Source organism: Micromonospora cremea, assembly GCF_900143515.1.
Taxonomy (GTDB): domain Bacteria; phylum Actinomycetota; class Actinomycetes; order Mycobacteriales; family Micromonosporaceae; genus Micromonospora; species Micromonospora cremea.
The window spans coordinates 541,846-564,811 of record NZ_FSQT01000002.1 but is presented as its reverse complement, the minus strand read 5'-3'; the positions used below and the strand labels follow the sequence as shown (position 1 = coordinate 564,811).

At 74.3% G+C, this 22,966-nt stretch carries 23 protein-coding genes and 1 riboswitch; of the genes, 7 read left to right on the top strand and 16 right to left on the bottom strand.

Translation table 11 applies throughout. The features are described from left to right. Positions 1-40: 40 nt before the first annotated feature. Complete coding sequence (locus tag BUS84_RS15905) at positions 41-481, bottom strand: hypothetical protein (protein WP_074318834.1); 441 nt, start codon at positions 479-481, stop codon at positions 41-43. 146 nt (positions 482-627) lie between these two features. Between BUS84_RS15905 and BUS84_RS15900 the strand changes: the two genes are divergently transcribed. Beyond that, a complete protein-coding gene (locus tag BUS84_RS15900) occupies positions 628-3,483 on the top strand; it encodes a winged helix-turn-helix domain-containing protein (RefSeq protein WP_074313420.1) in 2,856 nt (951 codons plus the stop codon). Between the two features lie 27 nt (positions 3,484-3,510). Here the strand turns inward: BUS84_RS15900 and BUS84_RS15895 are convergent, their stop codons facing one another. From BUS84_RS15895 to BUS84_RS38265, 6 genes are all read right to left on the bottom strand, one after another. Continuing rightward, positions 3,511-4,059: a DsbA family protein gene (locus BUS84_RS15895; RefSeq protein ID WP_074313418.1), complete on the bottom strand. Its 549-nt coding sequence runs from the start codon at positions 4,057-4,059 to the stop codon at positions 3,511-3,513. Next, on the bottom strand, positions 4,056-4,553 hold the full coding sequence (locus tag BUS84_RS15890; RefSeq protein WP_074313416.1) for a redoxin domain-containing protein: 498 nt from the start codon (positions 4,551-4,553) through the stop codon (positions 4,056-4,058). The genes BUS84_RS15895 and BUS84_RS15890 overlap by 4 nt, the downstream gene beginning before the upstream one ends. Positions 4,554-4,617: 64 nt before the next feature. Beyond that, positions 4,618-5,304, bottom strand: a complete 687-nt coding sequence (locus BUS84_RS15885; protein WP_074318833.1) for a BON domain-containing protein — start codon at positions 5,302-5,304, stop codon at positions 4,618-4,620. 377 nt (positions 5,305-5,681) lie between these two features. Further along, the gene (locus BUS84_RS15880) at positions 5,682-6,575 is read right to left on the bottom strand and encodes an IS982 family transposase (protein WP_074313406.1); all 894 of its coding nucleotides are present in this window, start codon (positions 6,573-6,575) and stop codon (positions 5,682-5,684) included. Between the two features lie 611 nt (positions 6,576-7,186). Beyond that, on the bottom strand, positions 7,187-7,594 hold the full coding sequence (locus BUS84_RS15875) for a hypothetical protein (protein WP_074313405.1): 408 nt from the start codon (positions 7,592-7,594) through the stop codon (positions 7,187-7,189). 138 nt (positions 7,595-7,732) lie between these two features. Next, entirely contained in the window at positions 7,733-7,876 is a 144-nt protein-coding gene (locus BUS84_RS38265) for a hypothetical protein (protein WP_159451035.1), read from the bottom strand. 391 nt (positions 7,877-8,267) lie between these two features. Here BUS84_RS38265 and BUS84_RS15870 point away from each other — a divergent pair, with 391 nt between their 5' ends. After that, the gene (locus tag BUS84_RS15870; RefSeq protein ID WP_074313404.1) at positions 8,268-8,630 is read left to right on the top strand and encodes an STAS domain-containing protein; all 363 of its coding nucleotides are present in this window, start codon (positions 8,268-8,270) and stop codon (positions 8,628-8,630) included. Between the two features lie 50 nt (positions 8,631-8,680). On the opposite strand, the gene surE is transcribed toward BUS84_RS15870, so the two are convergent. Beyond that, positions 8,681-9,508: a 5'/3'-nucleotidase SurE gene (gene surE, locus BUS84_RS15865; protein WP_074313403.1), complete on the bottom strand. Its 828-nt coding sequence runs from the start codon at positions 9,506-9,508 to the stop codon at positions 8,681-8,683. Next, complete coding sequence (locus tag BUS84_RS15860; RefSeq protein ID WP_074313402.1) at positions 9,505-10,467, bottom strand: PfkB family carbohydrate kinase; 963 nt, start codon at positions 10,465-10,467, stop codon at positions 9,505-9,507. The genes surE and BUS84_RS15860 overlap by 4 nt, the downstream gene beginning before the upstream one ends. 193 nt (positions 10,468-10,660) lie before the next feature. On the opposite strand from BUS84_RS15860, the gene BUS84_RS15855 reads away from it, so the two are divergent. Then, the gene (locus BUS84_RS15855; RefSeq protein WP_244298592.1) at positions 10,661-11,272 is read left to right on the top strand and encodes an SRPBCC family protein; all 612 of its coding nucleotides are present in this window, start codon (positions 10,661-10,663) and stop codon (positions 11,270-11,272) included. A gap of 24 nt (positions 11,273-11,296) precedes the next feature. Here the strand turns inward: BUS84_RS15855 and BUS84_RS15850 are convergent, their stop codons facing one another. The 5 genes from BUS84_RS15850 to BUS84_RS15830 all read right to left on the bottom strand — a co-directional run bounded on the left by BUS84_RS15850 (position 11,297) and on the right by BUS84_RS15830 (position 17,464). Further along, positions 11,297-11,815 (bottom strand): hypothetical protein, encoded by a 519-nt coding sequence (locus tag BUS84_RS15850; RefSeq protein ID WP_074313401.1) that lies wholly within the window; start codon positions 11,813-11,815, stop codon positions 11,297-11,299. Between the two features lie 118 nt (positions 11,816-11,933). Next, entirely contained in the window at positions 11,934-12,947 is a 1,014-nt protein-coding gene (locus tag BUS84_RS15845) for a coiled-coil domain-containing protein (RefSeq protein WP_074318832.1), read from the bottom strand. 56 nt (positions 12,948-13,003) lie between these two features. After that, positions 13,004-13,135: riboswitch (cyclic di-AMP (ydaO/yuaA leader) on the bottom strand. A 142-nt stretch (positions 13,136-13,277) separates the two neighbouring features. Next, positions 13,278-14,195 (bottom strand): cation diffusion facilitator family transporter, encoded by a 918-nt coding sequence (locus BUS84_RS15840; RefSeq protein ID WP_074313399.1) that lies wholly within the window; start codon positions 14,193-14,195, stop codon positions 13,278-13,280. A 107-nt stretch (positions 14,196-14,302) separates the two neighbouring features. Continuing rightward, positions 14,303-16,420: a HelD family protein gene (locus BUS84_RS15835; RefSeq protein ID WP_074313397.1), complete on the bottom strand. Its 2,118-nt coding sequence runs from the start codon at positions 16,418-16,420 to the stop codon at positions 14,303-14,305. Positions 16,421-16,528: 108 nt separating this feature from the next. Then, positions 16,529-17,464 carry an alpha/beta fold hydrolase gene (locus tag BUS84_RS15830; protein WP_074318831.1) on the bottom strand — a complete coding sequence of 312 codons (936 nt, stop codon included), beginning with the start codon at positions 17,462-17,464 and terminating at the stop codon, positions 16,529-16,531. Between the two features lie 179 nt (positions 17,465-17,643). On the opposite strand from BUS84_RS15830, the gene BUS84_RS15825 reads away from it, so the two are divergent. Continuing rightward, entirely contained in the window at positions 17,644-18,270 is a 627-nt protein-coding gene (locus BUS84_RS15825) for a carbonic anhydrase (protein WP_425293455.1), read from the top strand. A gap of 92 nt (positions 18,271-18,362) precedes the next feature. Here BUS84_RS15825 and BUS84_RS15820 read toward each other — a convergent pair whose 3' ends face one another. Beyond that, positions 18,363-18,692, bottom strand: coding sequence for a hypothetical protein (locus BUS84_RS15820; RefSeq protein ID WP_074313395.1), 330 nt, complete (start codon positions 18,690-18,692; stop codon positions 18,363-18,365). A gap of 306 nt (positions 18,693-18,998) precedes the next feature. Between BUS84_RS15820 and BUS84_RS15815 the strand changes: the two genes are divergently transcribed. The 3 genes from BUS84_RS15815 (at position 18,999) to BUS84_RS15805 (ending at position 21,631) form a co-directional block, all read left to right on the top strand. After that, positions 18,999-19,490, top strand: coding sequence for a DUF3145 domain-containing protein (locus BUS84_RS15815; protein WP_074313393.1), 492 nt, complete (start codon positions 18,999-19,001; stop codon positions 19,488-19,490). Between the two features lie 105 nt (positions 19,491-19,595). Continuing rightward, complete coding sequence (locus tag BUS84_RS15810) at positions 19,596-21,329, top strand: glycoside hydrolase family 3 protein (protein WP_074313391.1); 1,734 nt, start codon at positions 19,596-19,598, stop codon at positions 21,327-21,329. A gap of 83 nt (positions 21,330-21,412) precedes the next feature. Beyond that, the gene (locus BUS84_RS15805; RefSeq protein ID WP_074313389.1) at positions 21,413-21,631 is read left to right on the top strand and encodes a hypothetical protein; all 219 of its coding nucleotides are present in this window, start codon (positions 21,413-21,415) and stop codon (positions 21,629-21,631) included. Positions 21,632-21,739: 108 nt separating this feature from the next. On the opposite strand, the gene fabF is transcribed toward BUS84_RS15805, so the two are convergent. Beyond that, entirely contained in the window at positions 21,740-22,966 is a 1,227-nt protein-coding gene (gene fabF, locus BUS84_RS15800) for a beta-ketoacyl-ACP synthase II (protein ID WP_074313386.1), read from the bottom strand.

Here is a 22,966-nt window from a genome sequence, read left to right as displayed (position 1 = left end):
CCTCTACGGCAGATCGTGAGTGAGGTGGATCTGCAGGGCCTCACCCACCATGAACGGGGCGGTCCAGCGCGGACCGGTCCGCGCGCAGCACCTCGCCGGCCTCGATGTGCTGCTTGGCCTGACGCAGCGCCCGGCGGACCTGCAGACCCGGATCGTCGCCGACCAGGTGCGCGGCCAGCCCGACCCTCGGGGTGGCACCGGCCAGCGGGCGGGCGGCCAACTCGGTGCCCCGGCCGCCCGGGGCCGGCCGGACCCGCACCTCGACCGCGCCGTCCAGGCGGCGCAACGGCTCGGGCCACCGGCCGCCGGGTAGCACCCGCTCGGGCGGCCGGCCCACCGTCACCACCTCCCACCGGGCCGGCGCGGCGGGGTCGCCGTCCGCGCCGGACCGGCCGCGGCGCCGGAGTACGCGGAGCAGCCGCCCCACCCCGGTCAGCGCCGTGCCGCCGAGGGTGGATCCCACCCGCGCCAGCCGTCGCATCGGTCCCACCCGTCCTCCCGGTCCACGTCCCCCAAGCCTCGGTCGGGAGCGGGTGAAGCGGGCTCGCCCCGAAGGGGTGAACGCGTCCGCGCCGGGTAACCGCTCGCCGACCGGGGGGTGGAACGCGCTGGTGGGGGTGGAGCCGGGTGCCGGAAGAGCAGGATCGCGCGCTGGTCAGCACGGCGCCGGGGCATCGGGGAGACCCGCCGTTGCTGGCGTCCCGGCTGACCCCGGCGGTGCCGCCCGAACCGGTGGTGGTCCGGCCCCGCCTTCTGCGCCGGCTCGACGAGGGCAGCGCGGGACCGGTGACCCTGGTCGCCGCCCCCGCCGGCTGGGGCAAGACCACCCTGCTCGCCTCCTGGGTGCGGCTGGCCGGCGGCACCGAGGCCGGCGCGGGGCCGGCGTGGGTGTCGGTGGAGGCCGGCGACGACGGCGACCGGCTCTGGGCGTACCTGGCGGCGGCGCTGCGTGCGGCGACCGGGCCGACGGACGGTGGCCCGGCGGCCCCGGTGCCCGACCGGCCGCCGCGCCCCGACCAGCTGGAGTTGCTGGCCGCGGCCCTCGCCGCCCTGGACCGACCGGTGCTGCTGGTCCTGGACGACCTGCACCGGGTCGCCGACCCGGCGGCGCTCACCGGGCTGGAGTTCCTGCTCCGGCACGCCGAGCAGCGGCTGCATCTGGTGGTCGGGGCCCGGGCCGGGCTGCCGCTGGCCCTGCACCGGCTCCGTCTCGCCGGCGAGCTGACCGAGATCGGCACGGACGAGCTGGCCTTCACCGACGACGAAGTCGCCGACCTGCTCACCGCGCACGGGGCGCCGCTGCCGGCCGCCGCCCTGCACCGGCTTCGCGAGCGCACCGGGGGCTGGCCGGCCGCGCTGCGGATCGCCGCGCTGGCGTTGCGCGGGCAACCCGATCCGGAACGCTGGGTGGCACAGTTCGGCGGCGACCAACCGGAGATCGCCGGCTACCTGCAGGAGGAGGTGCTCGCCGCGATCGACCCCGCCGACCGGGACCTGCTGCGCCGCACCGCTCTCGCCGAGACCGTCTGCGCGGACCTGGCCGAGGCGCTGACCGGCCGCGCCGATGCCGGGCGGGCCCTGGCCGACCTGGCCGGGGCCGGCGGTCTGCTGCACCGGGAGGAGGGCCGTCCGCCGTGGTACCGCTGCGACCCCCTGCTGGCCGACCTGCTCCGGGCCGAGCTGGCCCGGCTGCCCGCCGACGAGCTGCGTGAGCTGCACGCGCGGGCGGCCGACTGGTACGCCGGTGACGGGCGGCCGGTTGACGGGTTGCGGCACGCGTTGGCCGCCGGCCGGTGGGACCGGGCCGGCGACCTGTTCGTCGCGCACTGGCCGGAGCTGACCCGGTACGACTCCGACCCGGTGCCCGGCCCGGCCCCCGCGTCCCCGCCGCCGGAGGTGGTCCGCGCCGACCCGGAGGTGGCGCTGGCCTGCGCCGCCGAGCGGGCGTACGCCGGCGACCTGCCGGCCGCCACCGGCCACCTGCGCGCCGCCGCCGGGTACGCCGACGGCCTGCCGGTGCCCCGCCGGGACCGGTTCCTGCGGCTGGCCACCGCGCTGGAGCTGACCCTGGCGCGGCTCGCGGGCGACCCGGCCGAGGTCCGGGCCGCCGCCGCCCGGCTGCTGCGGACCCGTCCGGCCGGCGCCGGCCCGACCGGAGTGCCGGGTGCCGCGCCGAGGGGGGTGCCGGGTGCCGCGCCGAGCCCGGCGGCGACCGGGGCGCCGAACCATGCGCTGGCCGCGGGTACGGGCAGCGCCGCCGAGGATGCGGACGTGCGGGCGTTCACCGGCACCGCCCTGGGCCTCGTCGAGCTGGCCGCCGGCGCGCTGCCCGACGCCCGGTTCGTCCGGGCGCGGGCTGCGGCCCGCGAGGCCGGCCGGCCGCGTACCGAGTTGGTCGGCGCCAGCCGCTCCGCGCTGCTACTCGCGGTGCGTGGCGACCTGAGCGCGGCCGAGCAGGCGGCCCGGGACGCGCTGGGCACGGCGCCGTCCCGGGGCTGGTCCTGCCGGCTCGACCGCGGCTACGCCCACCTCGCGTTGGCGGTGGTGGCGTTGCACCGCGACCAGCCCGAGGAGGCCGCGGCCAACCTCGCCCTCGCCGCCCCGGCGACCGGCGCGGTCGGCTCCTCCGGGGCGGAGTCCGGGAACGGCTGGCCGACAGAGCCGCCCGCCGAGCCGGTGGCGGCGGCGGTGGCCGCCCTCTGCCGGGCGCACCTGCACCGCGATGCCGGTGACCCGGCCGCCGGCCAGCGGCTGCTCGTGCGGGCCCGCGAGTCGCCGGCCGGCCGGTCGGCCGCCGCCGAGCTGGCGAACCTGCTGCGGGCCGCCGAGGCCGAGCTGCGGGCCGAGCGGGGCGACCTGGAAACCGCCCGCGAGCTGCTCGCCGGTGTCACCGACGACCGGGCCGACGCCGCGCTCGCGGTGACGCTGGCCCGGGTGGAGCTGCGGTCCGGCGACATCGGCGCGGCCGGGCGCGCGCTGCCGGACTGGCAGGCGCCGCCGGCCGCGACCTGGCCTTTGCCGGTACGCCTCGACGCCGGCCTGTTGGACGCAATGCTGGCCGAGCGGGGCGGGGACGTGCGCCGGGCCGGCCGGATTCTGGAGCAGGTCCTCGACCTCGCGGGCCCGCAGGGCTGCCGCCGGGTCTTCACTCGCGCCGAACCGCCGGTGCGGGACCTGCTGGCGGCGCACCTGGACGCGGGTACGGCACACTTCGAGCTGGTCAGTGACCTGGTCCGGGGGGCCGAGCAGACCACCATCCGGCCACCGGCCGAGCCGGGGGGCACCCTCGACGAGCCACTCACCGAGCGGGAGCTGACCATCCTGCGGTACCTGCAGAGCATCCTGTCCAACGTGGAGATCGCCAGCGAGTTGTCGCTCTCGGTCAACACGGTGAAGACGCACGTCCGCAACATCTACCGCAAGCTCGACGCGACCCGCCGGCGTGAGGCGGTCCGGCGGGCGCGCGAGCTGCGGCTGATCTGAGCGGTCAATCGTTCACTGCCATGAGAGTCAGGCGTTTGCCGCGGCGTCCACGGCGGTCAGCAGGTCCGGCAGGTCGTACCCGCCATCGTGCCGGACCTCGTTGACGAAAAGGGTCGGGGTGCCGTTCACCCCGCTGCGGATCCCGCCGACGAAGTCCCGGCGCACCCGGTCGGCGTACACCCGGCCCTCGACCTCCGCGTTCAACTCGTCCGGCGGCAGCCCGAGCTGCTCGACGCCGAGCGAGAGATGCACCGGGTCCAGCTGGTCCTGGTGCTCGTAGAGCCAGTCGTGCATCTCCCAGAACCGACCGCGGACCCCGGCGGCCTCGGCCGTCTCGGCGGCTCGTTCGGCGTACGGGTGGACGTTGGCGATCGGGAAGTAGCGGTAGACCATCCGTACCGTGTCGGCCCGCTGCCGTAGCAGCTCGTGCAGGTTGGGGTACGCGGCGCCGCAGAACTGGCACTGGAAGTCGGCGTACTCGACGATCGTGACCGGCGCGTCGGCCGGCCCCCGGACATGGTCGTCGGTGGTCACCGGGTCCCGGAGGCGGGCGGTGACCTGGAGCGGGGTGCTCATCGGGCCATCACCCCCCGGTCGGCGGCGAGCCGGTCCAGCGCGTCGAAGATACCGTCCGCGCCCGGGTTGACGTCCGGTGGCGAGACGTAGCTCCAGGCCACCGTCCCGGCCTGGTCGAGCACCACCAGCGCCCGGGCCGCCTCGCCCTGCGGGGTGTACGCGCCGTACCGGCGGGCCACCTCGCCCTTGGGCTCGAAATCGGCCAGCAGCGGGAACTCGATGCCCTGGCTCCGCGCGTACGCCCGGTGCGACCAGATGCTGTCCACCGAGATGCCGAGCAGCACCGCGTCGTACTGCTCGAACACCGGCGCCCCCGCCTGGTAGAGCGACATCTGGTCGCCGCAGACCGGGCTCCAGTCGGCGGGGTAGAAGGCGAGCACGACCGGCCGGCCGCGGAACTGCTCCGGCCCGGTCTGCCGCCCGTCCGGGGTGCTCGTCAGGGTGAAGCCGGGCGCGGGTCGCCCCGGTTGGATCAGCCCGTTCGGATCACTCATGTCCCCAGCCTGCTGCCGGGGCGGGTGAGCACGGCTCACCCGCCCCGGGTGGTTCCGCGCTCAGTCAGCGCAGCACCGGGGCGACCGCGATGTGGTTCTGCACCTCTCGGATCCCGGGCGCGGACCAGGCCACCTCCTCCACCTCGGCCCGCTCGGGCATCGAGTGCACCAGCCCCGCGAGCACCGCGGTGTCGCCGTGTACCCGGACGCTGATCCGCTCGGCCTCGGTGGCCCCGGCCCGAGCCAGCGCGTCGACGATCCGCTCGGCCAGATCCCGTCCGGTCGGCACGGCGGACGGCCGGACGGTGATCCCGTTGCTCACCCCGCGTACGCCGGTCAGCCTGCTGACCGCCCGCTCGGCGGCCCGTCGCTGGTACTCCCACTCGACCTCGCCGTGCAACGTCACCCAGCCGGCCGAGACCGTGACCTGGAGCTTCTCGACGGGTACGAACGCATCCCACTCCAGCGTGTGGCCGGCCGCGGCGGCCAGGTCAGGGTCGGCGCGTTCCGCCTCTCCGGCAAGCCGGACCGTCAGGTCGTTGGCGAGTGCCCGGACCCGTGCGACACGGTGCGCGGCCCGCTCGGCGGCCCATTTCTTCGCGTAGCTGTCCACCCGCCCGGTCAGCGTGACGACGCCCTCGGCGACGGTCACGCCGATCTCGTGCGGCTGCACCCGCGGTTCCCAGGTCAGCTCGTCGAGTACGGCGGACTGGATGTCCTGGTCGGTACGGGTGATCGTCGCGATGGCCATTTGTCCCTCCTCCGGTGCGTGGGCGGCGGACCGGGTGACGGCCGCGGCCGGAGTCCGCCGAAGTCCGATCCTGCCGTCGGCCGGGGTGAGTCGTCCTCGCCCCAGGCGGGTGAGCACGCGGTACCGCGGCGCTGGTCGGCGCGGCCGGCCCGTCGCGGTCCGCGCGCCCCGGAGCGCACCCAACGGTTTCCAGCGGGCAGCCGGAGGTTCCCGGCGTGGCGCCCGGCGTTCCTGGCGTGGCCCCCCGGGTTCCCGGCGTGGCGCCCGGCGTGCGCCCAGTCCCGGCGAGGCAACCGGCGCTCCGGGCGTGACGATCGATCGTGGGAGCGCTTCCAACACGCCTGTGGATCGGCTAGACGAGTAAGTCCTAATCCTGGTCAGTGGTCGTAGGCGATCAAGGATCTGGTCAGGGGTTGTCCGGTGGCCCGGTTGTGCCAGATGGCGGCGGTCAGCGCGAGGAGTCGTTGCGCGACGCGGGCGGCGACGCCTTCGATGCTGCGGCCGCCGTGTAGCTCGAGGTCGAGTTGGCCCTTGAGGGTGTCGTTGACCGACTCGATGAGTTGCCGGATCGGTTTGAGCAGGTGCTCGTCGGGGCGTGGGGTGCGGTTGCGGTAGGAAGGTCGTAGCAGCCGCACCCTGCGTTCGGCCAGCCAGCGATCCAGCTCGGCGGACGCGTAGCCTTTGTCCGCGATGATCAGCAAACCGGGGCGTTGGGCCACCAGGTCCGGGTCGTGTTCGAGTACGGCGGTCAGCACCTGCCGTTCGTCGACTTTCGGGCTGGCCAGGGCCCAGGTGACCGGCAGGCCGGCCGGGGTGCAGATCAGGTGTAGCCGCAGGCCCCAGAACCAGCGCGAGTGCGACGGGCAGTAGCCGTAGCTGGCCCATCGCGCCAACCGTGAGCGGCGCGCGGTGGGCCGGGACCGGCCGCACTCGACCGGGGTGGAGTCGAGCACCCAGGCGGAGTCGGTCCACAGGTCGGTGTCCGCGGCTACCGCTCTGATCGCCCGCTTGAGGAGCGGCAAGGCGGCTCGTAGGCGCTTGTTGTAGCCGGACTGGCCCGGCAGATAGGGAAACGCTGCGGGCAGATGCGCGGGAACGAACCGCAGCCAGGGGGCCTCGGACCGGATCCCGAGCAGCACCTGAGCCACCGCGAGTGTCAACAGCTCGGCGTCTGACAGCTTCGGTGGCCGACCGGACCTGCGGGGCTGCCCCAGCCAGTCGTCGATCTTCACGTAGAGTGCGGTGAGAAGGGTGTTGATGTCTGTCGTCACAAACGGATCATCAACACCCTTCACTGCGTACGCAGCCCCGGACCGACTTAGGAATTACTCGTCTAGGGTAAGCACGTTCCTCGATCGCGGGAGCCGTTCGCCGGGTGGCTGGAGCCAGGGCACCTCCGGCTCGCCTCGCACCCCGTGCCCGTCCCCCCGGGCCGCGACGTCCCCACCGGCGACACCCGTCCCCCGGGTGTCCCTCCCGATCCGGCCAGCTGGTCCGGGCGCAGTCGGCGGCGCCCGGACCACCCCACATCACCGGTCCGCCGCGGCTGCCCGAGGGGGGTCCAACACCCCGGCGGACCGGCCCCACCCACCCTGCCCCGTCCGCCGCGCCGCGCCCGCCCGCGCCCCGCCCCATCTCCCCGTCGATCTAGGTCATATCGCTGCTAGTCGATCTCCATCCACGACGATATGCCCTAGATCGACGGGGGGAAGGGGCGCGGGGGCGGGGGCGGGGGCGCGGGGGCGGGGGCGGCGCGAGGCGGGGGCAGGGCGGCCCGGCGGGATGGGGCAGGGGCGGGCGGCGGTGGGGGCAAGGGGTGGGAGAAAGGGGCGGGCCCCGGTCGACCTCTGGGGTCGAGCGGGGCCCGAGGGTGGCGGGTGGGTCAGTCGTTCAGGCCGACGGGGGAGTTGGGACGGTCGACGTCGACGAACTCGACGTCGTCCACCGCGCGGTCGTCCCGGCTGCCGGCAGCTCGGGCGGCGGAGCCGACGGCCCAGCCGACCGCGGCGCCGACCAGCGCGGCGCCGATCAGCAGCGTCCAGGGCAGTGCCGGCTGACGGCCGGCGAGCGCGTCGAAGGCCAGCGAGGCTCGGCGCCGCGCCTCGTCGGCGGCAGAGCCCACCAGGTCGCCCGCGCCGTCGGCGAGGTCGCTGCTGCTGCGCCGGGCGGAGCGGGCGGTGCCCCGGACGCTGTCTCCCGCGGAACTGACGGCGGAGACCAGGTGCTCCCACGCCTGGTCCGCGATCCGTTCCGGCTTGCTGCGGCGGTCCAGCAGGTTGGTTCCGAACATCGTGGTTACCTCCTCGGGGTGCCGAAGCCGGCGGCCACTTCGGACTTCGGCGTCTGTCCAGCGCGTCACGATTCGCCTACCCCGGCAGTGCCCCGCGCCGGCCAGGCGCAAACCCGGCCGGCCCGGCTCACCGGACACTCAGCGCAGCACCACCACGGAGAGGCCCCGGGCGAAGTCGTCGTCGTCGTCATCGTCGTCATCGCCTCCGCCACCGAAGCCGCAGGCCAGTACGAGGGCGAGCAGCACACCGACGCCGGCCAGCCCGGCCAGTTTCTTGATCATTGAAGGTCCTCTCCGTAACGGTGGGGTTCCCCGGCCGATGCTAGGCGGCGTCGGCAACCACCCGGCCGGGTCGAGGTCGATCGACGAGGGTGCGACACGCCGGTGTCACACGGGGCGAGCGCGGTTGGTGGGCCGGTTGTCGGGCACGGCGGCCGGGGACCGCTACCCTGGTCCAGCGACGCGTCGGTTCCGACCGATCGTTGAGTGATCAGATGACCAGAAGTACTGAGTGATCAGATAACGAAAAGTCCGGATATGGGCGACTTGGTGTGCCCGGATCCGCGAATTGCTCATCCCGAGGGGTGGCGACCGAGGCCGTCGAAGGAATACTGTCGGTCGCGGCCCGCGTACTGATGAGGCGCCCGGGGGACGGGCGGGTGGAGGTGCTCGCGTGAGCCTGTCGATCGTGAAGTCGGTTCTGTCCGGTGGTGTCGTGGAGATCGCCCCGCGCGGCGAGATCGACGTCGACACAGCGTACGAGGTACGCGAGGCGATCGCGGAGGTGTTGGCCAAGGGCCGCCCCCTGCGCATCGAGCTGAACATGAGGCTGGTCACCTTCATCGACTCGGTCGGCATCAGCGCGATGGTGGCCGGCTTCCAGACCGCCGAGGTCAGCGGCGTCAAGCTGGTGGTCACCGAGCCGAGCCGGTTCGTGCACCGGCAGCTCTGGGTGACCGGCCTGCTCGGCCTCTTCGGCGCCCCCGAGCCGTACTTCGCCGGTGCCGCCGCCCCCGAGGTGCTTCCCGGCGCCTGAGCGCTGAACGCCCGCGGCCCACGCCGCTGAACGCCCGCGGCCCACGCCGGTCAGGGCTGTTCGTCCAGGCCGGTCAGGTCGACGTCGGTCATCTCGGTGACCGCCCGGATGGCCGTCACGGACGCGTACCCCGCGGCGAGCAACGCCACGTCCGTGCCGGGCTGCGCGGCCTGCCCCGGCTCCTCCAGCGAGGTACGCACGAAGCCGTGCCCCGATTCGGCCACCGTCATCTGCACCTGACCGAAACTGGCCAGCGTGCCGCGGCGGACCCCGCGCAGCCGCCCGTGCGGCAGGTCCGGGGCGTTGACGTTGAGCACGCTCTCGATCGGCGCGGCCGTCAGCCGGGGGAGCAGGTCCAGGGCGACCCGCGCGGCGGTGCTCCAGTTGCGCTCGGCGTCGCGTACCCGGGCTGCGGCGTCCACCGCGGCGCCACCGCTGGCGGCCGTCGCCTCGCCCGCGGAGAGTACGTCCAGCGAGACGGCCATCGCCCGGCAGCCGTTCGTGGCGGCGGTGAACGCGGCGCCGACCGTTCCGGAGTGCAGCACGGCGCGGCCGGCGTTGGCACCCCGGTTGATGCCGGAGAGCACCACCGTCGGCGGCGGGCCGAACGCGCCGTGCAGCGCGATCAGCGTGATGAAGCCGGGGGAGCCACCGACCCCGTACGCCGGAACGCCCGCCAGGTCCGGCAGCGGGTGGTCGTGCACCACCACCCGCCCGTCCTGCTCCATCGCGCTCATGGCCGCGCTGGTGCCGCTCGCCTCCTCCAGCGGCGCGGCGACCACCACGTCCAGGCCCCGCTGCGCCGCCGCCCAGGCCAGCGCCTGGATGCCCGGTGCGGCGATCCCGTCGTCGTTGGTGACCAGCACGCGCAGCGTCATCGCTCGACCGCCCGGTCGGCCAGTTCGTCGGGGGTGGTCCGCTCCTGCTGTCGGCTGTCCGCCGGGACCAACCGGACCCGATCCACCAGACCGGTGATCGAGTCCAACCGCCCGGTGCCCAGCCCGTGCCGGGTCACGTTCAGCGCGCCGGCCGCGGCACCGGTCCGGATGGCAGTCCGGATGTCTCCGCCGCCGGCCACCACGGCGGCCACCCCGGCGGTCATCGAGTCGCCGGCGCCGCGCGGGTCGGCCGCCTGCAACCGGGGCATCTCCACCTCGAACAGCTCGCCGTCGACGAGCGCGAGCGCCGGCTCGTCGGCCCGGCTCACCACCACCGTCTCGGCGCCGGCGGCGTGCAGGTCGTACATCACCCGGGTCAGCTCCGCGCTCTCCTCGTTGCGGGCGCGGCCGTCGCGGATCAGTTCCTCATGGCTCACCTTCAGGAAGAACACCCCGCTGTCCAGCACCGCCCCGAGGTGATCGCCGGAGAGGTCGACCACCACCCGGCCGCCGTTGGCACCGAGATCGGCGGCGAAGCGCCGGTACAGGTCGGCCGGAACGAGCCACGGCTCGTTGGGTCCACTGAGCACGCTCACCGACGCTCGCAGCCCCTCGCCGAGGGCCAGGTTGTACAACTCGTCGAGCTCGTGCCGGCTCAGCGGCTGCCCGGGCACGTCGGCGATCTCCTGCCGGGACCCGTCCCGGCGGTCGTGCACGTACCCGCCGCTGCCGGAGTCACGGACCACCACCTTGAGGTCCACTCCCTCGCTGACGAGCAGCGGCTCCAGCACCTGGCCGATCTCGCCGCCGAGCGCGGTGCAGAGCACCACGTCGACCCCGAGCGACATCACCATCCGGGCCTGCCAGACGCCCTGCCCGCCCGGGTGCAGGTGCAACTCGGGCTGATCGTTCGGCTGGTCCACGGTCACCGTCAGCTGCGGCGTGGGCGCGAAGACCATCACGTGCCCGCTCACCGGTCGTACCCGTTCATGCTCACGTCCTCCGTCGCTCGTCACGGCGGGTGGTTACCCATCAGCCGACCGTAGTGGGAACGCGGTGTGAATGCCGAGGCAACGGTCCGTGTCCGTCCGGGCGTTGCCAGCCCGACCGGGGTGCGGGACGATCGTGCGACCAACGACGGCGGGAGACGGTGTGCTCAGGAGCGATACCTTCAGCTACACCGTCCAGGCCCGCTGCACTCCCCGCGAGGCCGCGGCGCTGCTGAGCGACCTGACCCGGCAGGGCGAGCTGCACCCGCTGATCGTCCAGGTTCGCCGGCTGCCGCCCCGACCCGGTGCCCGGGCCAGCTACGCGATCAGCGACCGGCTGGTGGCCGGCCCGCTGCGCTTCCGGACCACGTACCAGGCGGACGTGCTGATCAGTGAGGACGACGAGATCGTCATGGTGGCCCGCCAGTGGCCGGCCACCACGGTGCGCAACCACACCCGGCTGCGCGGCGAGCCGGACGGCCTGGTCCGGGTCGACGTCGAGATCACCCTGACCGCGCCGGCCCCGCTGTTCCGGTACGCGTTCCGCCAGGCCCGGGCGGCCCACCTGGCATTGGCCACCCGACTGGGCGCGGCCCTGGACCGCACGGCCGGCCCCCGCCCGCCAACTGAGCCCGCACCCAGGCCCGGCCTGCGGCCCGCACCCAGGCCCGGCCTGCGGCCCGCGCCCAGGCCCGGGCCGCACCAAGGCCACGCCCGGCCTGCGGCCGCGCGCAGGCCCGGGTCGCGTCAAGATCACGCTCGATCCTGGATGTAGTGACCTGCTCGGGTGGAGAGGCCACTAGATCCTGGTTGCCGCGGGATCACGTCCGGTCCGGCCCGCGACGGTGGGCCGCGCGGCCGGCCGTCGCCCCCACGGCTTGTACGTGGAGAGCACCGTCGCGATGATCATCAGACTGGTCGACACGGCCGGTGCGATCACCAGGTCGGCGCGGTCTCGGGCGGGCAGGGCGGCGCCCAGCGCGCCGGCGTGCCGCAGGTTCGGGGTGAGCAGGAACAGCACCAACCCGACCATCACCGTGGTGATCACGAGTTTGACCAGCACCCAGCGGTAGCGCAGCAGCCCCCACGGGGTGAGCAGCGCGCTGGCCACGCCGACCAGCCAGACCAGCACGCTCAACGGTGCGAACAGCACGGTGCCGACCAGCGCGGCAACCGGGTAGACGACGGCCGGGTCGGCGCCGCGCTGTGCCGCGACGCCGAGCGTGAGCAGCGTCAGGTCGGCGCCGAGCCAGCCGAGCGAGGTGACCAGGTGCAGGGTGAGCAGCGCCTTGCGGGCGGTGGGTGGGATCCGACGCATACCAGGATGCTGCCCGCCGGGCTCGGCCCGGGGCGTCCGACCGCCGGCGACATCCCGGGTACGTCCGCTGACGTACCCGGGCGGGCCGGTGCCCCGCGGGGCGGGGCACCGCCCGGGGTCAGTACACCGACAGGTGCACGTGGTTGGTGTGGTCGCTGGACGGGTCGCCGCCCGCTCCGCTGTACGACTTCCACCCGCTGCTGGGCAGCCAGATCTGCCTGTACCAGATCACGTAGAGCACGGCGAGCCGGTCGGCGTTGCGGATGAAGTACGCGGCCAGGTTGTTGCCGTACGTCTTGTCGCCGCCGGTGGCGTCGCCGCCGAAGCCGCTCTTCTGGGCGGCGAAGTCGCAGGCCCGGCCCTTCGGGTGTTCACCGGAGCCGCCGTTGCGGTGGCAGGAGACGTACCGGGTGAAGCCCGCGGCCTTGGCCTGGTTGAGCGCGTGCAGCGTGCGGGGGGTGATGCAGCCGGTGGCCGGCGTGGGGTCGTTGACGCTGCACGACTCCGACGGCCAGGAGCCGTCGGAGTTGCGCGGCGCGGCCTTTGCGTTGGCGGCGGAGGTGCCCCGGTTGGAGCCGGTGTCGGCGGTCGTCCGGGGCTTGGTGGTGGCCACGGTCAGAGCCCGTTCGGCCTGCTCCTTGCGCTTGGCCATGACGGTGACCTGCTTGCGCTGCTCACGGATCTCGCCGTCCAGGGCGATGCGGGTGCGGTTGACCTCGTCCCTGGTGGCGGTGAGGTCGCGCAGCGCCCGGTCCTCGTTGGCGGCGACCGCGTCCAGCGTGACGGCCCGGTCCATGAAGCCCTCGGGGGTGCCGCTGTTGAGCAGCGCCGACACCGTGCCGAGCCGGCCGGTGCGGTAGGCCAGTCCGGCGATCTCGTCGACCTTGCCGCTGCGCGCCGTCAGTTCGGTCTCGGTGGTCTTCAGTTGGGTGGCGAGCTGCTGCTGCCGCTGTACGGAGGTGTCCAGGGCGCGCTTCGCGTCCAGGTATCCCTTGCTGGCCGCCTCCAGTTGGGCCCGCAGCGCCGGGGTGCCGCCCTCTTCGTCGCTGTCGGGTGCCGCGGCGGCCCGCAGGCCGGTCGGGGGAGCGGCCGAGGCGGCGCCGGCCGGGATCGCGACGCCGAGGGCGAACATCGCGACGATCAGGGCCGCCAGTCGGGCGGCGGGTGGTCGTGCTGGTACCACTACGCATGTCCTTCCGTCAGCCGCCGACCGGGTTAGCTGACGGGTTCGGGACGGAAGATCCCTACCGCTGACGCGGATGCACCCCAGGAACGTGGTTCCCCGGTTCGCCCGCTCGGGCGATTAGGCGGCGGCCGCCACCGGCGCCGGGTGGGCGCCGCCGGGTGGAGGCCGGGACCGAGCCTACCGGGGCTTTTGGGGCCGGTGCAGCCGATGTGACGGACGGTGCGTCCGTCGTCACGGTAAATTCCGGCTAATCCGAGTAAAGCTCCTGAAACGCCGCTACCATTCGACCGAACCGCAGGCGCCGGGGGACGCGCCGGGTTCGATCTGCAACGTCGCGTGCTCGATCCGGAACTCCTGGTGCAGGGCGGCGCGAGCCGCGGAGAGCACCACGCCGACATCCGCGCCGGGCGCCATGGTCAGGTGCGCGGAGGCCACTTCCATGCCCGAGGTGAGCGTCCAGACGTGCAGGTCGTGCACCTCGACCACGCCGGGCACCGCGGCCAGTCGGTCGTGCACGGCGGTCACCTGGAGGTGCTCGGGGGCGGCCTGCACCAGGATGCGGACCGCGGCCCGTCCCAGCCGCCAGGTGCGCGGCAGGATGAACACGCCGATGGCGACCGCGACGAGCGGGTCGGCCCACCACCAGTCGGTGACCTGGATGAGCAGTGCCGCGCCGATCACGCCGAGCGAGCCGAGCAGGTCGCCGAGCACCTCCAGGTAGGCGCCCTGCAGGTTGATGCTCTCCCGAGCCCCCGCGCGGAGCAGGGCGAAGGCGGCCAGGTTGGCGAGCAGGCCGAGCGCGGCCACCGCGAGCATCGGACCGGCCAGCACCTCGTGCGGGTCGCCGAACCGGCCGATCGCCTCGATCACGACGTAGACCGCCACGCCGGAGAGCAGGACGGCGTTGGCCAGGGCGGCGAGCACCTCGAGTCGGTAGAGCCCGAAGGTGCGTTGCGGGTCGCCGGTGGCCCGCCGGGTGGCGGTGATCGCGGCGAGCGCCATCCCGATGCCGAGCACGTCGGTGAACATGTGCCCGGCGTCGGAGAGCAGGGCCAGCGAGCCGGTGTGGAACGCGGCCACCGCCTCGACCACCATCAGGGTGGCGAGCAGCCCGAACGCTGTCCAGAGCCGCCCCCGGTGCTGGTGCGCGGCGTTGGCGACCGACCCGTGGTGGTGGTCATGACCTGCGCCCACGAGACCACCCTCCGTCGTCCGTCGGGACCCGGTCAAATGTATGCTCACATCGCTATGTATGCAAGTGTACGGCAGGTCGTCCGTCCGACGGGGCCGGCCGTCGCGGGTCAGCCGGTCGGGTCGATGGTGGTGAGCCGCTGGGTGGCCCGGGACAGCGCGACATACAGGGTGCGCACCCCGGCGCCCGGATCCGCCCGGATCTCGCTCGGGGCGACCAGCACCACCCCGTCGTACTCCATGCCCTTCGCCTCCAGGCTGGTCACCACCTGCAGTCGCGGCGCACCGAGTGCGCCGAGCCAGCCGGCGACCTCGTCGCGGCGCGGGACCGGCGTGATCACCCCGACCGTGCCCTCCACCTCGGCCAGCAGGCCGGTGGCCGCCTCCACGGTCGCGGTCTCCAGGCCCGTGGCGGGCACCACCAGCTCGACCGGATCGACCCCGGTGGAGCGGACGGCGGTCGGCAGCAGCAGGTCGGGGTAGAGCCGGCGGATCTCCGCCGCCGCCACCGCGAAGATCTCCGCCGAGTTGCGGTAGTTGGTGGTCAGCGTGAAGTCGTGCCGCTTGCGCCGGCCCAGCGCCTGGTCCCGGGCCCGGTCCAGCTCCTCCGGGTCGCCGGTCCACGCCGTCTGCGCCGGGTCGCCCACCACCGTCCAGGAGGCCAGCCGGCCGCGCCGGCCGACCATGCGCCACTGCATCGGCGAGACGTCCTGCGCCTCGTCCACCACCACGTGCGCGTACTCCCGGTAGTCCGCCGGCCGCTCCCGGGCCGCCGCCCGCGCGGCCCGCTGCCGGTCGCCGAAGCTGCTCAGCTCGCGGACACCGCCAGCGAGCTGGAACGGGTCACGCCGGGCCCGGGCCGGCTGCGGCGGCTTGCCGAGCAGCGCGTCCAGCTCGTCCAGCAGCGCCACGTCGGCGATGGTCAACCCGGCCGCGTCCAGGTTCTGGTACGCCGCGCTGAGCAGCCGGATCTCGGCGGTGGAGAGGATCCCACCGGCGTACCGGCGCAGGCGGTCCGGCCGGGCCAGCCAGCCGAGCACGTGCCGGGGGTGCAGCCGCGGCCACCACGCCTTGAGGAACTCCCGGAACTCCGGCCGCTCGGCGATCTCGTCCTCGAAGGCCCGCTGCTCCGGCAGCCGGCCGATGCCCAACCGGCGGGCCTGCGCCCACAGCGCGGCGAAGACACCGTCGAAGCCGGCCCGGCGGACCTCGTTGCGCCGGGCGCCGCGGTGCAGCACGCGGTCCCGGATCCCGTCCAGCTCGGCCCGGTCCAGCCGCAGCAGCGTGCCGCGGTAGAGCAGCCGCAGCTCGCCAGGGCCGCCCGGCACCGCGTCCCGGGCCGCCCGCTCCAGCACCCGGCGCATCCGCAGCGAACCCTTCACGGCCGCCACCTCGGGCGGGTCGGTGCGGGTGGCGGTCATCCCGGGGAAGAGGGTGCCCAGCGAGTGCAGGGTCGCGGTGTCCTCGCCGAGAGAGGGCAGCACCGAGGCGATGTACTCGACGAAGACCGAGGACGGGCCGACCACCAGGATGCCTCCGCCGGCGTACCGGCTGCGGTCGGAATACAGCAGGTAGGCGGCCCGGTGCAGAGCGACCGCGGTCTTGCCGGTGCCCGGGCCGCCGGCGACGATCGTCACCCCGGAGCCGGGCGAGCGGATCGCCTCGTCCTGCTCCCGCTGGATGGTCGCCACGATGTCGCGCATGCCCCGGCCGGTGGCCCGGGACAGGGTCGCCAGCAGCGCGCCGTCGCCGACCACCGTCATCCCCTCGGGGGCGGCCGTCGGGTCCAGAAGGTCGTCCTCGATCCGGGTGACCCGCTCGCTGCGGGACTGGATGGTGCGCCGGCGTACCACGCCCAGCGGCTGGGCCGGGGTCGCCTGGTAGAAGGCGGCGGCGGCCGGCGCCCGCCAGTCGACGACCAGCGTGGTCGCGTCCTCGTCGCGGATGCCGAGCCGACCGACGTGCAGCACCTGCCGGTCCCGCATGTCCAGCCGGCCGAAGACCAGCCCCTCGTGCTCCGCGTCGAGGGTGTGTCGCCGCTGCGCGGCGTGGAAGACCATCGCGTCGCGCTCGACGAGCGCGCCGAAAGTGCCCACCCGGGCCATCCGGTAGCCGTCCCGCTCGGCGCGAACCGCCGACCGCCGCAGCTCGGCGAGTCGGGCGTACACCCGGTCGAGGTGCCGTTGCTCGACGGCGATCTCCTGCTCCAGGGCGGTCTGGTCGGTCAACGCACGCTCCTTCTGACGTCGCCGGCAAGCGGCACGAACCGCGCGGGCCAACCGCAGAAGGGTACGGCCCCGGGCCCGGCCTCCCGCGCCCGAGGTGCGGGAACGTGGTCAGACACCCGTCCCGGCGGGGGTCGCGTGGGACGCCGGCTCGGCGAGTACCCGGCTCAGGACGCCCGTCAGCGCGCCGTTCACCTTGTCCGGGCGTTCCATCATCAGCATGTGCCCGGCGCCCGGGCAGACGGTCAGCTCGGTGGCCGGCAGGACCGCGGCGATCGACTCGGCGCACGGCGGCGGGGTCAGCCGGTCCCGGTCGCCGACCAGGGCGGCCGCCGGCAGGTGGGCCAACGCGGCGAGGGTGTCCAAGCGGTGCTGGGCGCCGATCGAGGCGCGGAACCCGCCGATCGAGCGCAGCGAGGCGCGGGCCACCGCCGAGGTCACCAGCCGGATGTCGGCCGGATCGCAGCGGTCGCCGAAGAGCATCCACCGGATGCTCGGTTGCAGCGCGCGCAGCAGCGCCCGGGGTGCCCGCCACGAACCGCACCGGGCCAGCACCCCGGCGCCCGTCGTCTCGGCCAGCCGGATCAGCCGGGCGATCCGGGGTGAGAGCCCGTAGACGGTGTGCGTGTGCCCCTCGGCGGTGGTCGAGACGAAGACCAGGCCGGCGGTGCGGGCGGCGAAGTGCGCCGGGTGGCGGTGCGCGTACTCCATGATCGTCATGCCGCCCATCGAGTGCCCGACCAGGATCACCCGCCCGGTCGGCGCGACCGTGTCGAGCACCGCGAGCAGGTCGTCGCCGAGCTGGGCCAGGGTGGCCGTGGGCAGCGGCATGCAACTGGACCGGCCGTGCCCACGTGCGTCGTAGGTCACCACCCGCACCGCGCCGTCGGACGAACCGGTGAGGGCCTCGACCTGCCGGTGCCAGCTGCGCCCGTCCAGCGTCCAGCCATGCAGCAGGATGGCGGTGACCTGGGCGTCCGCCGGCCCCGTCGCCTCGACGTGCAGCCGTACGCCGTCGGGCAGACCGACCTCGAACCGCTCCGGCATCGCCACCTCCCAGGGCCGCCCGCACCACCAGCACCGGGATACCCGGCGGTAACACCGGCTACCCGCCATGAGACCACGCCAATCGCGCCGGGGCGAACATTCCCGACCCCGCCCGTGACCGCCGACGGCGGGCCAAGCTGAACGGCATGGGGTCGTCGGGGGCAACGCCCGGACCGCCGGTGGGCGGACCTTCGGCGTCGGGGCGACTGGCCGGTGGCACGCCTCGCGCCGCGCTGGCCGAGCTGCTCGCCGGTAACCGGCGCTTCGTCAGCGGCCAACCGGTGCACGGGCACGACGTCACGGCCGCCGCCGCGGCCGCCTCCGGCGACCAGCAGCCGTACGCGGTGGTGCTCGGCTGCATCGACTCGCGGGTGCCGCTGGAGGCGATCTTCGACCAGACCTTCGGCGCGATCTGCGTGATCCGCACCGGTGGCCACGTGCTCGACCGCGCGGTGTGCGGCTCGATCGAGTACGTGGTCGGTCAGCTCGGCGTACCGCTGGTGATGGTGCTCGGCCACGAGCGGTGCGGCGCGGTGGGAGCCGCGGTGGACGCGTTGCGCGCCGGGGAGCGTCCCGGCGGGTCACTGGCCCACCTGGTGGACGAGATCGCCCCGGCGGTGACCGAGGTGGGGCTAGACGACCCGGCGGTGCATCCGCTCGCGATCCGCCGGCACGTCCGGCGCACGGTGCAGACCCTGTGGGACGACGACCTGCTGGCCGGGCCGGTCGCCGCCGGCCGGGTGGCCGTGGTCGGCGGCCTCTACGACCTGGCCACCGGGGAGGTCGCCCTGCTGGACCCGGCCTGAGCCCGCGGGGCACTCCGGCGCGGGGTAGGGACGCGAAAACGCCCGCCGGGAACTCCCGGCGGGCGTTTTCAGATGATGCGGTGGGGGAGGGCTCAGCCCTCGAAGACGCCGGCCTCGACCAGGCGCTTCTCGGTGGCGTCCCAGCCGTCACCCGGGTGCGTCGTGTTCAGGTTGTTGATCTCCGCCCGGATCTTGGCGGCGTGGCCGGCCGCGGCCAGCACCCGGATCTCCTCGACGAAGGCCTCGGAGTCGGTGCGCAGGTGCGCGGTCTTGCCGTTGGTCAGGTTGCGCACGTAGGCGTGCTTGCCGCCGTTGAGCGGGATGAGGTACTTGAACTCGCCCAGCACGCTGAGGGCGCCACCCTGGCCAGCCTGGCCGGCCCGGACGGACGCGCGCGCGGTCTTAGAGGTGTTGCTCGCCACGGAGGTACTCCTTGCAAGACGTACGGGAGGACTGGACGTCCGGGGGCTGTGTGCGGGCGACACCAGGTCGGCCCGCGAAGTTGTGCGCGGCAGAAGCCGCCGATGGAACTGTACAGGACCACGACATCAGGCTGGTCGTCGCGGTGTCCTGAGAGGCAACGGAGACCACCCGTCCGGCTATTCCGGCCAGCGATTTCTCCGATTCCCTGGCGCACCATCCGTCACAAGAGTAATCATGTGTTGCATCAGCCACTCGGGTGGACGAGGTCGTAGGGGAAGACGCACCTCGCTCTCCGGGAGGTCACCGTGCCAACGCGTGGCGTCGTATACGTCCACTCGACCCCACTCGCCGTGTGCTCGCACGTCGAGTGGGCGATCGCGCGCGTCCTAGCCGCGCCGGTCAACCTGCAGTGGACGGCTCAGCCCGTCGATCCCGGCGCTCGCCGGGCCGAGTGCGGGTGGACCGGTCGTCCGGGGACGGGCGCCGAGCTGGCTGCTGCCCTCCGGCAGTGGCCCATGATCCGTTTCGAGGTGACCGAGGAACCGAGTCCCGGCGCCGACGGCGAGCGTTTCATGTACGTGCCGGCACGCGGCCTGTTTCGGGCCACCGTCGGCGCGGCCGGTGACATCCAGCTCGGCGAGGACCGGCTGCGCGCGCTGATGACCGCCGCCCAGGCCCCGGAGGCGCTGGCGCACGCGCTCGACAAGGCGCTCGGCACCGCGTGGGACGATGACCTGGAGCCCTACCGGTACGCCGGCGACGGCGCGCCGGTGACCTTGCTCACCCGGGTCGGCTGACCCGGCCGCCCCCGACCCGGCCACCTGCCCGCACGCTCACGCGGCGGCGGCCAGGGGCGGCTGGCCGGTAAGGTCAAGTTGCCCCGATAAGGGTGAACTGGTGGGATGGGCGGCGTGCCGATTCGCCCGCGCCGCGCCAGCGTCGCCGTCGCCGCCCTGACCGCCCTGCTCGTCTCCGGCTGCTCCGGCACCCGGGACCGTCCGGCGCCGACGCCCGGGCCGGCGGGCACGTCCGCCGGCCCGAGCACGCCCGCCACCACGCCGACCAACGACCCTGCCGCCCAGGCGGCCGCGCTGGTCGCCAGGCTCTCCGACGAGGACCTGGTCGGCCAGGTGCTGATGCCGTACGCCTACGGCGACTCGGCCACGAAGGTCTCACCCGGCTCGGCCGCCGGCAACCAGGCGCTGGCCGGGGTCGACACCCCCGCCGAGATGATCGCCAAGTACCGGCTGGGCGGGCTGATCCTGGTCGGGTTCAGCGCCGACGACCCGACCAAGGGCAACCAGGAGACCACCAACGTCGACAACCCGAAGCAGGTGCACGAGCTGACCGGCGGGCTCCGTGCCGCCGCCGGTCGGCTCGCCGCCGGCCCGGCGCCCTTCCTGATCGGCACCGACCAGGAGTACGGCGTGGTCACCCGGATCACCGACGGTGTCACCGTGCTGCCCAGCGCCCTCGCCGCCGGTGCGGCCGGCGACCCGGCGCTGACCGAGGCCGCCTGGCGGGCCGCCGGCGCCGAGCTGGCCGCGATGGGGATCAACGTCGACTTCGCGCCGGTGGCCGACGTGCTGGCGACTCGCAGCACGGTGATCGGCTCCCGGTCCTACGGCGCGGACCCGAAGCGGGCCGCGGCGCAGGTCGGCGGCGCGGTCCGGGGCCTCCAGGCGGTCGGCGTCGCCGCCACCCTGAAGCACTTTCCGGGTCACGGCCACAGCGCCGACGACTCGCACCAGGACCTGCCGGTGCTCGCCCAGTCCGCGGCGGCGTTGAAGAGCGGCGCCTGGCCACCGTTCACCGCCGGGATCGGCGCCGGCGCGATGGCCGTGATGTCCGGCCACCTGGACGCGCGGGCCATCGACCCTGGCACTCCGGCCACCTTCTCGCACAAGCTGCTCACCGACGTGCTGCGCGGCCAACTCGGCTTCACCGGCGTGGTGATCACCGACGGCATGAACATGCCCCCGGCGAAGCGCTGGGCCCCCGGCGAGGCCGCGGTCCGGGCGCTGAACGCCGGCAACGACCTGATCCTGATGACCCCGAACGTCGGCCAGGCGTACGACGGGCTGCTCGCCGCGCTGCGCGGCGGATCGCTGACCCGGGCCCGACTGGTCGAGGCGGTCACCCGGGTGCTGACCATGAAGTTCCGGCTGTCGGCGCTACCGACCGCGCAGATGTCCACGCTCAACGCCCCGGCCCACCGCGCGGCGGCGGACGCGCTGGCCGCCGGTGCGGTCACCGTGCTGCGGGGCGCCTGCGGCGGCGCGGTGCGCGGGCCGATCACCGTCACCTCCTCTGGCGGCCGGGACGGCACCCGGTCGCTGCTCACCGAGGCGCTGACCGCGGCCGGCGTCAAGGTGGTGCCCAGCGGTGGCACGGTGGTGCACCTGGTCGGCTACGGCGACGGCACCGCCGACCTGCGCGCCGACGCGGCGGTCACCGTCGCCATGGACACCCCGTACGTGCTGGCCAAGGCCGCGTCGCCGACGCTGCTGGCCACGTACTCCTCCAGCCGGGCGTCGATGACCGCGCTGGCCGGGGTGCTGGGCGGCAAGGCCCGCCCGGGTGGCCGGTCCCCGGTGACCGTGCCCGGTCTGCCAGCCACCACCTGCGCCACCTGACCACCCGCACGCCGGGCGCCGACGATGGGCAGGCGCCGGGAAACCGCTCGCGTCGGCCGCCCCGGGCCTGGCACCGTGTCGCCATGGGTCAGGCGCGGGACTTCGACTGGGTGGAACGGGCCGACGGCGCCGTGGTGATCACGCATCACGGGCGGGTGGCCACCACGTTGCGCGGCGGCCGGGCGGCGGAGTTCCTCGCCGAGGTGGACGACGACCCGCAGCTGGTGATGGCCCGCTGGACCGGCAACTACCGCCGGGGCAATGAGCGCACCGCGAAACAGCACCCGCGCAACCGGGGCTGAACGTAAGGAAGGGTCCCTTCTTTTCGCCTCGCGATAAGAAGGGACCCTTCCTTACGTCCGCTACAGCGGGATGGCGCGGTGGTGGTCACGCGCCTCCAACCTGGGGTCTCAGGCCCGGGTGAAGACGAGAGCCACGTTGTGGCCGCCGAAGCCGAACGCGTTGTTCAGCGCGGCCGGGATCTCCATGTGGCGCGCCTTGTGTGCGGCCACCTCCAGGGTGAGACCGTCGTCCGGGTCGTCGAGGTTGATCGTCGGAGGAACGACACCGTCGCGGATGGCCAGGATGGCGGCGATCGACTCCAGCGCGCCGGCCGCACCGAGCAGGTGACCGGTCATCGACTTGGTCGCGGCCAGCACCGGGTGGTCGCCGAGTGCCTTGTGCAGCGCGCCGATCTCCAGCATGTCGCCGACCGGGGTCGACGTGGCGTGCGCGTTGACGTGCACGATGTCCCGCTTGGCCACGTCCGCGTCCGCGATCGCCTTGGCGATGGCCCGGATCGCGCCCTCGCCCTCGGCGTGCGGCTGGACGATGTCGTACGCGTCGGAGGTGATCCCGGCGCCAGCGAGGCGCGCGTACACCCGGGCGCCCCGGGCGGCGGCGTGCTCGGCCCGCTCCAGCACCACGATGCCGGCGCCCTCGCCGAGGACGAAGCCGTCACGGCCCCGGTCCCACGGGCGGGAGGCCCGCTCCGGGTCGTCGTTGCGGGTCGACATGGCCCGCATCGAGCTGAACCCGGCGATCGGCAGCGCGTGGATGACCGCCTCGGTGCCGCCGGCCACCACCACGTCGGCCCGGCCGGCCCGGATGATGTCCAGGCCGAGCGCGATCGCCTCCGCGCCGGTCGCGCACGCGCTGGCCACCGAGTGCACGCCGGCCTTGGCGCCCAGCTCCAGCCCGACCCAGGCGGCCGGACCGTTCGGCATCAGCATCGGGATGGTGTGCGGGGAGACCCGCCGCGGCCCGGACGCCTCCAGGATGTCGTCCTGGGCGAGCAGGGTGGTGGCACCGCCGATGCCGGAGCCGACGCTGACCGCCAGGCGTTCACCGTCGAGGCCGGAGTCGGCCAGGCCCGCGTCCGCCCAGGCCTGCTGCGCCGCGATGATCGCGATCGCCTCGGAGCGGTCCAGCCGGCGCAACCGGACCCGGTCCAGCACCTCGGACGGTTCCACGGCCAGCTGGGCGGCGATCCGGACCGGCAGTTGCGCGGCCCACTCCTGGGTGAGGGCACTCACCCCGGAGCGGCCGGCGAGCATTGCGTCCCAGGTCGACGCGACGTCCCCGCCAAGCGGGGTCGTCGCGCCGAGCCCGGTGACGACGACGTCAGGACGACTCAT